General features: G+C 32.4%; 14 protein-coding genes. 7 read left to right on the forward strand and 7 right to left on the reverse strand.

The genetic code is table 11. The annotated features are described in order from the left end of the window. Positions 1-3 precede the first annotated feature (3 nt). The 5 genes from R3L15_RS07825 to R3L15_RS07845 all read left to right on the forward strand — a co-directional run bounded on the left by R3L15_RS07825 (position 4) and on the right by R3L15_RS07845 (position 4,236). Positions 4-372 carry a 6-phosphogluconate dehydrogenase gene (locus R3L15_RS07825; protein ID WP_125468309.1) on the forward strand — a complete coding sequence of 123 codons (369 nt, stop codon included), beginning with the start codon at positions 4-6 and terminating at the stop codon, positions 370-372. Beyond that, positions 369-923 carry an acyl-CoA thioesterase gene (locus R3L15_RS07830; protein WP_338730971.1) on the forward strand — a complete coding sequence of 185 codons (555 nt, stop codon included), beginning with the start codon at positions 369-371 and terminating at the stop codon, positions 921-923. Before R3L15_RS07825 ends, R3L15_RS07830 begins: the two co-directional genes overlap by 4 nt. 88 nt (positions 924-1,011) lie before the next feature. Continuing rightward, positions 1,012-1,629, forward strand: coding sequence for a SatD family protein (locus R3L15_RS07835; RefSeq protein ID WP_338730973.1), 618 nt, complete (start codon positions 1,012-1,014; stop codon positions 1,627-1,629). Further along, positions 1,626-2,333: a DUF3307 domain-containing protein gene (locus R3L15_RS07840; RefSeq protein WP_338730974.1), complete on the forward strand. Its 708-nt coding sequence runs from the start codon at positions 1,626-1,628 to the stop codon at positions 2,331-2,333. Before R3L15_RS07835 ends, R3L15_RS07840 begins: the two co-directional genes overlap by 4 nt. A gap of 7 nt (positions 2,334-2,340) precedes the next feature. After that, a complete protein-coding gene (locus tag R3L15_RS07845; protein WP_338730975.1) occupies positions 2,341-4,236 on the forward strand; it encodes a hypothetical protein in 1,896 nt (631 codons plus the stop codon). A 16-nt stretch (positions 4,237-4,252) separates the two neighbouring features. Here R3L15_RS07845 and carB read toward each other — a convergent pair whose 3' ends face one another. Both carB and rpmH read right to left on the reverse strand, forming a co-directional pair. Then, the gene (gene carB / locus R3L15_RS07850) at positions 4,253-7,105 is read right to left on the reverse strand and encodes a carbamoyl-phosphate synthase large subunit (RefSeq protein WP_338730976.1); all 2,853 of its coding nucleotides are present in this window, start codon (positions 7,103-7,105) and stop codon (positions 4,253-4,255) included. A gap of 101 nt (positions 7,106-7,206) precedes the next feature. Beyond that, a complete protein-coding gene (rpmH, locus tag R3L15_RS07855) occupies positions 7,207-7,365 on the reverse strand; it encodes a 50S ribosomal protein L34 (RefSeq protein ID WP_097443816.1) in 159 nt (52 codons plus the stop codon). Positions 7,366-7,600: 235 nt separating this feature from the next. On the opposite strand from rpmH, the gene R3L15_RS07860 reads away from it, so the two are divergent. After that, entirely contained in the window at positions 7,601-8,173 is a 573-nt protein-coding gene (locus tag R3L15_RS07860; RefSeq protein ID WP_338734124.1) for a DUF2892 domain-containing protein, read from the forward strand. A gap of 5 nt (positions 8,174-8,178) precedes the next feature. On the opposite strand, the gene cls is transcribed toward R3L15_RS07860, so the two are convergent. From cls to R3L15_RS07875, 3 genes are read right to left on the reverse strand one after another with little or no spacing between them, the layout of a single operon-like run. Next, a complete protein-coding gene (gene cls / locus R3L15_RS07865) occupies positions 8,179-9,630 on the reverse strand; it encodes a cardiolipin synthase (RefSeq protein ID WP_338730977.1) in 1,452 nt (483 codons plus the stop codon). Positions 9,631-9,637: 7 nt separating this feature from the next. Further along, positions 9,638-10,561 carry a lytic transglycosylase domain-containing protein gene (locus R3L15_RS07870; RefSeq protein ID WP_338730979.1) on the reverse strand — a complete coding sequence of 308 codons (924 nt, stop codon included), beginning with the start codon at positions 10,559-10,561 and terminating at the stop codon, positions 9,638-9,640. Between the two features lie 40 nt (positions 10,562-10,601). Next, positions 10,602-11,276 carry an alpha/beta hydrolase gene (locus tag R3L15_RS07875; RefSeq protein WP_338730980.1) on the reverse strand — a complete coding sequence of 225 codons (675 nt, stop codon included), beginning with the start codon at positions 11,274-11,276 and terminating at the stop codon, positions 10,602-10,604. Positions 11,277-11,393: 117 nt separating this feature from the next. On the opposite strand from R3L15_RS07875, the gene R3L15_RS07880 reads away from it, so the two are divergent. Further along, the gene (locus R3L15_RS07880) at positions 11,394-11,690 is read left to right on the forward strand and encodes an N-acetyltransferase (protein WP_338730981.1); all 297 of its coding nucleotides are present in this window, start codon (positions 11,394-11,396) and stop codon (positions 11,688-11,690) included. Positions 11,691-11,704: 14 nt separating this feature from the next. On the opposite strand, the gene R3L15_RS07885 is transcribed toward R3L15_RS07880, so the two are convergent. Beyond that, positions 11,705-12,232 (reverse strand): hypothetical protein, encoded by a 528-nt coding sequence (locus tag R3L15_RS07885; RefSeq protein WP_338730982.1) that lies wholly within the window; start codon positions 12,230-12,232, stop codon positions 11,705-11,707. Positions 12,233-12,337: 105 nt separating this feature from the next. After that, a complete protein-coding gene (gene mtaB / locus R3L15_RS07890; protein WP_338730983.1) occupies positions 12,338-13,666 on the reverse strand; it encodes a tRNA (N(6)-L-threonylcarbamoyladenosine(37)-C(2))-methylthiotransferase MtaB in 1,329 nt (442 codons plus the stop codon). Between the last annotated feature and the right edge of the window lie 32 nt (positions 13,667-13,698).

Raw genomic sequence — 13,698 nt, forward strand, 5'->3', positions numbered from 1 at the left:
ACTATGAAATATCTCATCCGCTTTTTAATTATTGTAGTTGTGGCCTTTTTGGGCTATCTATCCTTTTTATACTTTGCATCATATAGCGAAGGTGTTCGCGCGGGACGCTTAGTAAAATTTAGTCACAAAGGGGTTATTATAAAAACTTGGGAAGGCGAAATAAGCCAAGGTGTTTCCGACGCCCAAGTGTTTACATTCTCTGTTGAAGACAAAGAAAAACAAGTTATTGAAGACCTTACTAACCTACAAGGTAAACTTGTAAAATTGCATTATTTTGAACGTTTTGGTAAACTATTTTGGCTAGGAGACACCAAATATTTTATTACTAAAGTAGAAGAAGAAAAAAATGCCAATAACTTTCTAGGACCATGACACACGATTTTAAAACTGTAGACTCTTCTAGAGTTTCTATCTCACAACTTATGCAACCCTCGCATTCCAACTTTGGTGGTAAAATACACGGCGGTTACATTTTAAGTTTAATGGATCAAATTGCCTTTGCTTGTGCCTCCAAACACTCGGAAACCTATTGTGTTACAGCATCTGTAGATACGGTAGACTTTTTAAACCCAATAGAAATAGGTGAATTGGTCACAATGAAAGCCTCTGTAAATTATGTCGGGCGCACCTCGATGGTGGTTGGTATTCGTGTGGAAGCCGAAAATATTCAAACGGGAGCAATCAAACATTGTAATTCTTCATATTTCACCATGGTTGCCAAAGACGATTATGGTAACTCTGTTACCGTTCCTGGATTGATTTTAAATGATAAAACTGAAGTAAAACGGTTTTTAAAAGCCATTAAAAGGAAGTCTACCAAAATCAACAGACAAAAAGAGTTTAATAGCAATGCTTTCTCTTTAAATAACTACATAGAAGATTTAAAAGACTTCAACATTAAAATAGATTTACCTGAAAATTAGCTTTAATAAAATTCCATAAATAAGGAATATATTTTATTATTCCATAAAAAAGGAATATATTTATATATTCTATAAAAAAGGAATAACTATGACAAGTGTAATAACAGGTGATATTATCAACTCTACCAAGTATAAAGACCCTAATATCTGGTTAAGGCCTTTAAAGGAAGCTTTAAACATGATAGAAAACAAGTTTAACCGTTGGGAAATATATCGTGGAGATAGCTTTCAAATTGAAGTAAAAGATTACTTTAATGCGTTCGAATATTCAGTATATATAAAAGCGTGTATAAAAACGGTAAAACACTTAGATGTAAGGTTGGCCATAGGAATTGGTGAAAAAACGCATAATGGTGAAAAAGTAACCGAATCTAACGGAGAAGCCTTTAGGTTTTCTGGAACAACTTTAGAAAATTTGAAAAAAGAAAAGCAAAATCTCATGATTATGACTCCAAATGATGAATTAAATACGGAGTTAAATCTGTATTTCAAGTTAGCCTCAATTGCTATGGACAATTGGACAACAAATTCAGCAGAAGTTGTAAAACTGTATTTGGAAAATCAAAACAAAACTCAACAGGAGATTGCAAAATTAATAGGTATAAATCAAGAAGCTGTTAGCAAAAGGATGAAACGTGCTTATCTTGAAGAAATTTTAGATTTAGAAATTATGTACAGACAAAAAATAAGTATTTTAGAAGTATGATACTCTTAACCAAACTTATTTTAGTTCACTTAATAGGCGATTTTTTACTTCAACCTAAAAAATGGGTAAAGGAAAAAGAAAAAAGAAAGTTAAAATCACCTAAGCTTTATATTCATGTAGGTATTCATACTATTTTAGCTTTTTTAATTGTTTGGGATATAACCTATTGGAAATTAATTGTAACCATAAGCATCTTACATTTAATTATAGATGGTATAAAGCTTACTTTTCAAAAGAAAAATACTAAACGCCAGTGGTTTTTTATAGATCAACTATTACACCTAACCACCATTTTTGTTGCTTTTATTCTTTTTACTAAAAGTAGTTTTAGCCTCTCCATATTTAACACAAATACAGGGCTACTTCTACTAACATCTTTAGTTTTTTTAACGAAGCCAACCTCCATTATTATGCAAAGTATTTTTAGTAAATGGAATATTAATAAACTAACTAAAGGTAATGAATCTCTTAAACACGCTGGTAGTTACATTGGTATTTTAGAGCGCATTTTAGTATTTATCTTTATTATTACTAACCATTGGGAAGCTGTTGGTTTTTTAATAACTGCTAAATCTGTTTTTAGGTTTGGTGATTTACAAGAAAGCAAACAAAGAAAACTTACCGAATATGTTTTAATAGGAACCTTAATAAGTTTTGGAATTGCTATTCTAACAGGCTTACTCTTTAATTATCTTATCAATTAAATGTAGCATGAAAACACTTGTATTAAAGCTATGTTTACTTTTTATTTTTTGCGTCTTTTTTGGGGTGACCTCCTTTGCACAAAAAAAGCAACCAAAAGACTCTATAATAACTCAAGACAGCATAAAGGTTAAAGAGGATAAACTTCAAAATTTTGTTGAAAAAAACAAAAATAATAACAAGTTCAATAAATTCCTTTACAAATACTTAGTAAAAAATCCACGTTCACAAGAAGGAGAAGAAACCACTAAACAGTTTCAAGAAAGACACCGTTCCTTAAAAAAAATGGAAGGTAAAATTATTAGAAACATTCATATTATAAGTCAAGATCCTTTTGGGTATTCGGTTTTAGACACCATGCAAAAACCTGATAAATGGGTTGAAAGGGCAGGAAACGATTTACATATTAGAACGAAAGAGTTTATTTTAAAAAACTACTTGCTTCAAGAAGAAGGAGAAGCTTTAGACTCACTAAAAATAGAAGAATCTGAACGTTTAATAAGAAGTCAGCGTTTTATAAGACGTGTAAGAATAGAAGCTAAAACCATAACATCATCTTCAGATAGCATTGACCTATATGTATATAGCTTAGATGCTTGGACTATAGTTCCGGGGTTTTCTTACTCTAACAAAAAAGCCAATTTCAAACTAAGGGACAAAAACTTTCTTGGTTTAGGACATGATTTTTCAAATACATATAGAGAAAATTTTGAAACTAAGGCCAATTCTTTTAAAACCAATTATCGGGTTCCAAATATTGAAAACACATATATAAGTCTTGATGTAGATTATGACGTTAATGAAGCTAACCAATACACAAAAAGCATTTCTTTAAACAGAAACTTTTTCTCACCCTTAACACGTTGGGCTGGAGGTATTCGGTTAAATCAAAGAACATTTTCCGATAGTATTCCAAATACTTTAGAAATTCCTACACAACACTTTAAAACAAGTTTACAAGATTATTGGGCAGCCATATCTTTAAATCTTTTTAAAAACACCACTTTTTTTGGCTCTAGAACAAGTAAATTTATATTATCGGCTAGATATTTTAACCAGCAATATTTAAATAGTCCAGGCCCAGAACTAGATCCGTATAATTTTTATTCAGATCAAAAATTCTTACTCTTTGGGGTTGGTGTTGCACAACGCTATTATGTACAAGATAGATTTATAAAAAATTATAATATAGTAGAAGATATTCCTATAGGAACTACGCTTGGTATCACCTCTGGTATTCAAAATAAAAATGGCTCTAACCGCTTTTATATAGCAGGTCGAGCGGCCATAGGAAATTATTTCCGTTTGGGTTATTTAGGTACAGAATTACAATACGGCACATTTTACTCGCATGGAAAAAGTGAACAATCACTGCTCTCTATAAAAACCAATTATTTTACTAAACTCTTTAGTTATAGAAATTGGAAGTTTAGAAATTTTATTTGGTCAGATTTTATATTTGGAGAAAATAGAATCGATTTTTATGGCGACCAGGTGACGCTTCGTGAAGAAGATACCCCTGGAATTTCTGGCTTTAATAGTATTGAGCCTTTAGGCACAAAAAAATGGGTTACCAACTTCGAACTACAGTCCTACTCGCCCTACTCGTTACTTGGGTTTAGGATTTCTCCCTTTATAAACTCTTCAATTGCGTTAATTGGTAAAGAAAATGAAAACCTATTTAAAAGTAAATTATTTACAAAAATTGGGTTTGGGATTATGTTTACTAATGATTACTTGGTTTTTGACAATTTCCAAATCTCCGTAGCGTGGTACAATAGTATCCCGTACGAAGGAAATAACCTTTTTAAATTTAATGCCGTAGATAATCAAGACTTTCAATATATAGACTATGAGTTTGGTAAGCCCAAACTCATAGAATATAACTCTAGAACAATTAATTAACCCTTGACTAGATTATTTATTTACTTAAATACATTTTACGTCTCGCATAAAGATCGTAAAACTCATCATCTTTTAGGCTCTCAATAAATAAGATACTTTCTCCAGTACTCTTCATTTCTGGTCCTAATTGTTTATTAACATTAGGGAATTTATTAAACGAGAATACAGGCTGTTTTATGGCATAACCATCTAGGTGAGGTTTAAAGTCAAAGTCAGAAACTTTTTTATCTCCTAACATCACTTTTGTTGCATAATTTACATAAGGCTCGCCATAAGCTTTAGCTATAAAAGGCACGGTTCTAGAAGCTCTTGGATTGGCTTCTATAATATAAACTTTATCATCTTTTACCGCAAATTGAATATTTATTAGACCAACAGTATTTAATGCTAATGCTATTTTTTTGGTGTGATCTTTTATCTGCTCCATAACTAAATCGCCCAAATTAAATGGCGGTAATGTTGCATTACTATCACCAGAATGGATTCCACATGGTTCAATATGTTCCATAATACCAATTATATAAACATTTTCACCATCGCAAATGGCATCAGCCTCTGCTTCTATCGCACCGTCTAAATAATGATCTAAAAGTAATTTATTGTTTGGTATGCTTCTTAATAAATCTACAACATGTTCTTCTAACTCTTGTTTATTAATAACAATCTTCATCCCCTGTCCTCCAAGTACATAAGATGGTCTAACTAAGATTGGAAAATCTAATTCATCGGCTACTTTTAAAGCTTCTTCTGCAGTTTCAGCTGTATCGAATTTTGGATAAGGAATATTGTTTTCTTTTAACAATGTTGAAAAGCTTCCGCGGTCTTCAGCTAAATCTAACGATTGGTAACTAGTTCCTAGTATTTTTATACCATAACGGTCTAGTTTTTCTGCTAGTTTTAATGCTGTTTGACCACCTAACTGCACGATAACACCTTCTGGTTTTTCGTGTTTAATAATATCGTAGATATGTTCCCAGAACACAGGCTCGAAATACAGTTTGTCTGCCGTATCAAAATCGGTAGAAACGGTTTCTGGATTACAATTTATCATAATGGTTTCGTAACCACACTCCGATGCTGCTAAAATACCATGCACACAACAGTAATCAAACTCTATACCTTGTCCTATTCTATTTGGTCCAGAACCCAGTACAATAATTTTTTTCTTATCGGAGACTTCACTCTCATTATCCACAAAACGCTCTCCGTTTGCTGTTTCTACATCATTTTCAAATGTTGAATAGTAGTATGGTGTTTGCGCTTTAAACTCTGCGGCACATGTATCTACAAGTTTGTAAACACGTTTTACACCTAATTCTTCACGTTTATTATATACTTGACTTTCCAAACAATCTAACATATGAGCTATTTGTCTATCTCCATAACCTTTTTGTTTGGCTTCAAGTAATAAATCTTTATCTATCGTATCAATCGTGTAAGTTGAAATCTCTTTTTCTATAGCATAAAGTTCTTCGTATTGTTTTAAGAACCACATGTCTATTTTTGTGATCTCGTGAATACGGCTTAAAGGAATTCCCATTTGGATGGCATCGTAAATGACAAACACACGATCCCAACTAGCGTTTGTAAGCTTGTCTATAATTTGGTCGTAATTTTTGTACCCTTTTCCATCGGCACCCAAACCATTACGCTTTATTTCTAAAGATTGTGTTGCTTTGTGTATCGCTTCTTGGAACGAGCGTCCTATACCCATTACCTCTCCTACTGCTTTCATTTGAAGGCCTAATGTTCTATCGCTGCCTTCAAATTTATCAAAATTCCAACGTGGTATTTTTACAATTACATAATCTAATGTTGGCTCGAATAAAGCCGAAGTAGATCCTGTTATTTGATTGCTTAATTCGTCTAAGTGGTATCCTAAAGCTAATTTTGCAGCTATTTTTGCAATTGGATACCCTGTGGCTTTACTAGCTAATGCTGAAGAACGCGATACACGAGGATTAATTTCAATAGCAATAATATCTTCATTCTCATCTGGAGATACCGCAAATTGCACATTACATCCACCTGCAAAATCACCTATACTACGCATCATATGAATGGCCATATCACGCATTTTTTGGAACGTTCTATCGCTTAATGTCATGGCTGGTGCTACGGTTATAGAGTCTCCTGTATGAATCCCCATAGGATCCATATTTTCAATGGAACAGATAATAACCACATTATCGTTGGCATCTCTTAATAGCTCAAGCTCGTACTCTTTCCACCCAAGTAGGGCTTTATCTATCATGACTTCATGAATAGGCGAAATTTCTAATCCACGACTTAATAATTCATCAAAATCGGTTTCATCGTAAACAATAGCTGCACCTGCTCCTCCTAGTGTAAATGACGAACGGATACATAAAGGAAAGCCAAAATCTTGCGCAATTTCTTTTCCTTTTAAAAATGACGTTGCCGTTGCTTGAGGTGCCATTGGCACGCCAATTTTTGTCATTAAATCTCTAAACTGTTCTCTATCTTCGGTAATGTTAATAGCGTCGATATCAACACCAATAATTTCTACACCAAAATCTTCCCAGATACCTTTTTCATCGGCTTCTATACATAAATTTAATGCTGTTTGGCCTCCCATTGTTGGTAAAACAGCATCTATTTGTGGGTGTTCTTTTAGAATTTTAACTAATGACTTTGTTGTTAAAGGTAACAGATATACATGATCGGCCATGGATGGGTCGGTCATAATAGTTGCAGGATTGGAATTAATAAGAATGGTTTCAATTCCATCTTCACGTAAAGAACGTAAAGCTTGCGTTCCAGAATAATCGAATTCGCACGCTTGGCCAATAATAATTGGTCCAGAGCCAATAATTAATATAGACTTTAAGTTTGAATTTTTAGGCATTGTGTTGTGTTGTAAGGTATTGCAAAATTAATTAAAATGAGATATAAAAAAAGGCGCTACTATTAGTAACACCTTTAAATATATTAACAATTGTTAATTCATTATTTTTTATGTCTTAATTCAGAAGATACAGATAATTTCTTTCTTCCCTTTGCTCTTCTGCGAGCAAGGACTTTTCTTCCATTAGCTGAGGCCATTCTTTCTCTAAAGCCGTGCTTATTCTTTCTCTTTCTCTTAGATGGTTGAAACGTTCTTTTCATTTCTTTATATCTTTAACTTCTTAATTAATTCTTTTTATTATTTTAAGACTATAAGTCTCTAAAACTGCGGCGCAAATATACAAAGCCTTTTTTATTTGACAAACCTTTATTTTAAAAATATTTTTCAATAAAATTTTAGTTTCTTTGTAACCTGAATTCACATTAGGTGAATATTGAAGTTTTTTGCTTCAAAAAATTTACGTTAAATATAAAATATCAACATAAAAAAACAATCATGTACAATAAAATTTTCAAATTAATCATCGCCGGTTTAATCATAGCTTTTGCTGTTTACCAATTTACTGAAGGTTATATTGGAAATGGTATCATGCTTATTTTATTGGCTGCGGTTTTTGTGTTTTTCTATTTTAAAAACGAATTTATATTATTGGCCTTTTTAAGATTGAGAAAACAAGATTTTGAAGGTGCCAAAAAATGGTTAAATAAAATTAAAAATCCTGAGGCTGCTCTAGTAAAGAAACAACAAGGTTACTATAATTATCTACATGGTATCATGGTTTCTCAAGATAATATGAATGCTGCCGAGAAATATTTTAAAAAAGCGATTTCTCTAGGGCTTTCTATGGGGCATGATTTAGCAATGGCTAAATTAAACTTAGCTGGTATTGCTATGGCTAAAAGACGTAAAAGAGAAGCTCAAGTTTTACTTAAAGAAGCTGAAAAATTAGACAAGCACGGTATGTTAAACGAGCAAATTAAAATGATGAAAGAAAACATGAAACGTGCTCAAATGCCTAATCAACATTTTGGTGGGCACAGACAGCAAAGACCAGGTAAAAGACGATAAACTTTCTATAATAAAGGCGACCAAAGCCTACAAAGCGACTCTTGAAGCCTAATAAAATTTGAACGTTTTTCCCAAACGTTTATATCTATTTTATTACAATCTTGTAAATCTTTTAAAAACTGATTTTTAAGATCTACACTTACTTGTTCATTGTAAATAATAGCATTAACTTCAAAGTTAATATTAAAGCTTCTATAGTCCATATTTGATGTTCCTACGGTACAGAAAATATCGTCTATAACAACTGTTTTGGCATGCACAAAACCTTTTGTATAGTGGTAAACCTCTACGCCTGCTTCTAATAAAGGTTGTAGAAAAGAATTGGTAGCATGTTTGGCTGTCCAAGAATCCGATTCGTAAGGCACTATTAATTTTACATCAACACCACTCTTATCTGCAATTTGCAAGGCTGTAACTATTTCATCGTTTGGTATAAAATAAGGTGTAGTAATATATACGTAATCTTCGGCTGTTGTAATGGCTAACATAAGAACTTCTAGAATATTAGCCCAATCTGTATCTGGGCCACTTCCAGCTATTTGCACTGCAACATCATCATTACAATTTGTTTCTGGAAAATAGCTTGTTGTTATATTCACGGTTTCTCCTGACACAAAATCCCATGTTGTTAAAAAATGAATTTGAAGTTGCTTTACAGCTTCGCCAACAATTCTAACATGAGTATCTCGCCAATATAGTTTGGAATCGGTATAATTCATATACGTGTCGGACATGTTAATGCCGCCAACATAACCTACCTCTCCATCTATTATAGCAATTTTCCTATGGTTTCTGTAATTCATTTTTCCTGCAAATCGCGGAAACAGCACAGGCATAAAAGGGAAAAATTCAACTCCAGATTGTTTTAGTTTGTGTTTGGATTTTTTAGATATTTTGCTCCCTACATCATCGTAACTAACTCTAACTTTTACACCTGATTTTGCTTTTTTACATAAAATATCGATTATTTGAGAACCTATTCTATCGTCTTTAATGATGTAATATTCTAAATGAATATGATGTTTAGCGTCATCTAAATCTTTTAATAAGCGCTTAAATTTTGCTTCTCCATTAAAAAGTAATTCGACTTTATTGTTTAGTGTTAATGGTGAATTATCGCTATTATGAAGTAATTTTACAAGCTTAACTTTTTTATCTAATTGCTTTTTTACCTCTTCTAATTCTCTTTTATTTAGTTCTAATTCTTCACGAACCCTTTTAACTACAGATTTATTTAAGATTTTCTTTCGATTGAAAATTTTATTTTTTCGGTATTCTTGACCAAAGAAATAATATACGACTAATCCAAAAAATGGAAAAAGAACTAATACTATAATGTAAGTTAGTGTTTTTGAAGGGTTAATGTTTTTAAACAGTATTGTTATGGCCGCAGAAATAGCTAAAACATAGTTTAATACGATTAAAATGTTCCAAAAATTATCCTTTAAAAACTCCAATTCATTGTTACTTTAAGTAGACACCGTCTTTAGGTATATCGATAAAATACTGCTTACGCGACTTATTATTTAAATGTTTTTCGCGCAACCAAGGGTTGTGTATTTTTAATATTTTATAGTTAATCCCAAATTTCTCTGAAAATGCTGTAAAGTCTGTAACAGCGGTATCTACCCCAACCTTATAGGTAGGTATATTTTTATACAAATCTTTATCTCTAAAGTTAAAACCATATTTATCTGGATGGCTTAAAATTTCTTTTAAAGCTAATATTCTAAACACATAACGCCCTGTTTCTTGCCCTAACAATAAATCGTAATAATCGGATACGTTTTGTCTTTCTAATTCTTTTGAAACACCATAATTCCCCGCATTATATGCTGCAGCCGCTAATGTCCAAGACCCAAAACGCTCTTTAGATTTTTTTAAATACTCGCAAGCTACTTCTGTAGCCATTTCTAAATTATAACGTTCATCTACATTATCATTAATTTCCAATCCATATTCGCGTCCTGTTGTTTTCATAATTTGCCAAAAACCACGTGCTCCAGCAGGCGATACAGCATTGGTTAAACCACTTTCTATAACAGCTAAGTATTTAAAGTCGTCTGGAACACCATGTTTTGCTAAAATAGGCTCTATAACAGGAAAGTACTTTTTAGCACGTTTAAACATTAATAATCCATTAGATTGCCAATAAGTGTTTACCAAAAGCTCTCTATCTATACGTTCGTATATATCTGGATTATTTAGAGGTACAGGTTCTCCAGAAAATTCTAAGTATTCAGGTACTTGAAGTGCATAAACATTATAATCGTTCACCAGTTTTTTTTCAAAATTCTCGTCGGTTGGGGCATCTTGAAAGGCATTCACAAAAATAGATACCACAAAAAACAGCCCTAAAAGTGCCATTACATTTTTAATCCATCTCATAACTATTGTGTTTTTTATAAATTTAATAAAAGCTTTTTAATTATAGTTTATTTTCGCTTAAAATAAGTTTTGGTAAATGTTCATTAAACCATTTATATCTATTCAATATCATAATATGTGTTCCTCCTTTAACAGTAATACAGTTTTTTATGTGATAATACGGGAACACAAGGTCTTTATCGCCGTGAATATGAATAACATCTTTTAAAGGCGTTTTAACGTTCCAACAAACAATTTGTTGTATAGACCATCTCATATAATGGGCATCGTTAACAGATAAGTATTTCTTATATAATTCTACCCGTTTAGTAGCCCTTTTACCAAGTGCAAAACGTGCTAAAAAATCTAAATCTTTAAATGCTCTAGCTGGAATAAGCTTATATACTTTAATATATTTTGCAAATTTTAAGCGTTTAGGGAGTTCGTATTTTGTCTTTACTGTTGAAACAATAATTACTTTTCTTGCGTGAACATATTTTTGCATTTCTTGTACCAAAATGCCTCCAAAAGATACTCCAAGAAGCACAACATTATCATGAGTTACTTTTTTTGAGAGACGCTTAGCATAATTGGTTAAACTTTCGTTTTTAAATGGAATTTCCCATTCCAACCAATGCGATTCAAACTTATCTGAAGGTAATTCTATATTCTCAAAAATTTTAGGATTTGCCGCCATTCCAGGCATAAAATAAACGTGTATAACTTCGGTATTCATGGGAGATAAACCGTTAAATATGTTTCTATTAACAATAATTTTTCGTAAATTAGCGTTACAAAACTATTGAAAATAGTACTTACTCCTAAACATTCCTAGTAAATAAAATATTTTATTATGATTGATGCAGCTGATCTTGTAGATAATGACTTTTTACGCCAATTTGAATTAAAAATTGATGACCATTTAGCAAAAATTGAATATTCGCTTCAAGAACGAAAAATATTCTTAACCAAGCTTGTTGTTCCTGAAGAAATTGATTCGGCAGAATTTCAAAACGAGTTTATAAAAATTGTGTTCCAAAATATTGAAGAACGTAGCTTAAGTGTTGTTCCTACAAGTCCAGAGATAGCCAAATTTATTAGGAAAAATAAGCGCTATAAAAGCATGTTGCCTGTTGGTGTTAGAATTTAAAAACGGCTTATTATTTATTTTACAAATGTATAAGTCAAGTTTTGAGATACCGATATATCTCCTGTAATCTGGTCTCTTGCTATAAAACCATTCGCAACAGTTATAGATAACACATTTTCACTTACTATAAAAGACGATTCTACACCATCATAATTAATAATTCCAACACCATCTTCTAAGGTGTAATTTATAGGTTCGTCTACTCTATCGTCATTTGTAGAACTAGTAATCATAAAAAATAATTTCCCATCATCATCTCTAGTGCTATATGTTGTTTGGGCACTAAAATAAATAGTCCCACTTGTTTCATTATTTATAATTAATTCCGAATGACCTAAATACCCTGGCGCTTCAAATAAAATAGCACTAGCAACACCATCATTATTAATATCTAAAGGGGTTTCTAAGGTTATTTCGTTCAATCTCCAAACACCTTCAATGCCAGATGCTTCATTATTAACAACATCATCTTGATCGCTTGAACAAGCAAAAACGACTGTAAGTGATACTAAAAAAAATAGCTTATTTATAAATTTATGCATGGCAATATAATTACTGGAAATAAAAGTAATTTTACACCTAATAATTACCCAAAAAAATAGCTGAAAGACTACTGAAAACCGATGAGTTACAAAAAATAAGGAGATTTAATTTACCGAAACACTTAAAAACTCAAACCTTACCAAACCATCCTCATCTATCTTGGTAAGTTCAACATCATGTAACGTGTTAACAAGTTCTGGATTCCATGGTGCTTTAACTTTAACATAATTTTCGGTAAACCCATGAATGTAACCTGCTTTGTTTTCTCCCTCAAACAACACCGTACGTTTAGTTCCTAATTGGTTTTCATAAAATGCACGGCGTTTTTTAACAGACAAGCCACGCAGCATTTTACTACGTTTAGAGCGTACTTTTTTAGGCACTACGCCATCCATTTCGGCAGCTTCGGTATTATCACGTTCTGAATAAGTAAAAACGTGCAAATAAGAAATATCTAATTCATTTAAAAAATTGTAAGTCTCTAAAAAATGCTCGTCGGTTTCTCCAGGAAAACCAACAATTACATCTACACCAATGCAGGCGTGCGGCATAACTTCACGAACTTTAGCTACACGATCTACATAAAGCTCTCGCATATAACGACGCTTCATTTTCTTTAAAATAGTATTACTACCACTTTGCAACGGAATATGAAAATGCGGCACAAAAGCTCTAGATTTTGATACTAAATCTATGGTGTCGTTTTTTAACAGATTAGGCTCTATTGAAGAGATGCGTAAACGTTCTATTCCTGCTACTTTATCCAGTTCGGTTACTAAATCTAAGAAGGTATGTTCATGTTTTTTATTACCAAACTCGCCTTTTCCATAGTCACCAATATTAACACCTGTTAATACAATTTCCTTGATACCTTTTTCTGAAATCTCCTTGGCGTTCTTTAACACATTGTCCATCGTATCACTACGCGAAATACCTCGTGCTAACGGAATGGTACAATAGGTACATTTGTAATCGCAGCCATCTTGAACCTTTAAAAATGCACGTGTCCTATCACCAATAGAATAACTTCCCACATAAAAATCGGCTTCATTAATTTCACAAGAATGGACTTCGCCTAAATCGTTTTTAGATAAATCGTTTAAATAATCGGTAATTTTGAACTTCTCGGTAGCGCCAAGTACTAAATCCACGCCATCAACATCGGCCAACTCCTGTGGTTTTAATTGCGCATAACAACCAATGGCAGCGACAAACGCTTCTTCATTAGCCTTCTGCGCTTGCTTAACAATGGTTTTAAAACGTTTATCGGCATTTTCGGTTACCGAACATGTATTGATCACATAAATATCTGCTTTTTCAGAAAATTCTACGCGATCAAACCCTTCATTAGTGAAGTTTCTAGCAATGGTTGATGTCTCCGAAAAATTAAGCTTACAGCCTAATGTATAAAATGCGACTTTTTTACGTTCCATATTTATTTAAGCAAACTTTGTTTTAGGACGTG

This window comes from Mangrovimonas cancribranchiae, assembly GCF_037126245.1.
Taxonomy (GTDB): Bacteria; Bacteroidota; Bacteroidia; order Flavobacteriales; family Flavobacteriaceae; genus Mangrovimonas; species Mangrovimonas cancribranchiae.

What these genes read in the sequence shown, in the direction of transcription:
- R3L15_RS07825 (WP_125468309.1), top strand. Translation starts at nt 4, where the DNA reads ATGAAATATCTCATCCGCTTTTTAATTATTGTAGTTGTGGCCTTTTTG.
- R3L15_RS07830 (WP_338730971.1), top strand. Translation starts at nt 369, where the DNA reads ATGACACACGATTTTAAAACTGTAGACTCTTCTAGAGTTTCTATCTCA.
- R3L15_RS07835 (WP_338730973.1), top strand. Translation starts at nt 1,012, where the DNA reads ATGACAAGTGTAATAACAGGTGATATTATCAACTCTACCAAGTATAAA.
- R3L15_RS07840 (WP_338730974.1), top strand. Translation starts at nt 1,626, where the DNA reads ATGATACTCTTAACCAAACTTATTTTAGTTCACTTAATAGGCGATTTT.
- R3L15_RS07845 (WP_338730975.1), top strand. Translation starts at nt 2,341, where the DNA reads ATGAAAACACTTGTATTAAAGCTATGTTTACTTTTTATTTTTTGCGTC.
- carB (WP_338730976.1), bottom strand. Translation starts at nt 7,105, where the DNA reads ATGCCTAAAAATTCAAACTTAAAGTCTATATTAATTATTGGCTCTGGA.
- rpmH (WP_097443816.1), bottom strand. Translation starts at nt 7,365, where the DNA reads ATGAAAAGAACGTTTCAACCATCTAAGAGAAAGAGAAAGAATAAGCAC.
- R3L15_RS07860 (WP_338734124.1), top strand. Translation starts at nt 7,601, where the DNA reads ATGTACAATAAAATTTTCAAATTAATCATCGCCGGTTTAATCATAGCT.
- R3L15_RS07870 (WP_338730979.1), bottom strand. Translation starts at nt 10,561, where the DNA reads ATGAGATGGATTAAAAATGTAATGGCACTTTTAGGGCTGTTTTTTGTG.
- R3L15_RS07875 (WP_338730980.1), bottom strand. Translation starts at nt 11,276, where the DNA reads ATGAATACCGAAGTTATACACGTTTATTTTATGCCTGGAATGGCGGCA.
- R3L15_RS07880 (WP_338730981.1), top strand. Translation starts at nt 11,394, where the DNA reads ATGATTGATGCAGCTGATCTTGTAGATAATGACTTTTTACGCCAATTT.
- R3L15_RS07885 (WP_338730982.1), bottom strand. Translation starts at nt 12,232, where the DNA reads ATGCATAAATTTATAAATAAGCTATTTTTTTTAGTATCACTTACAGTC.
- mtaB (WP_338730983.1), bottom strand. Translation starts at nt 13,666, where the DNA reads ATGGAACGTAAAAAAGTCGCATTTTATACATTAGGCTGTAAGCTTAAT.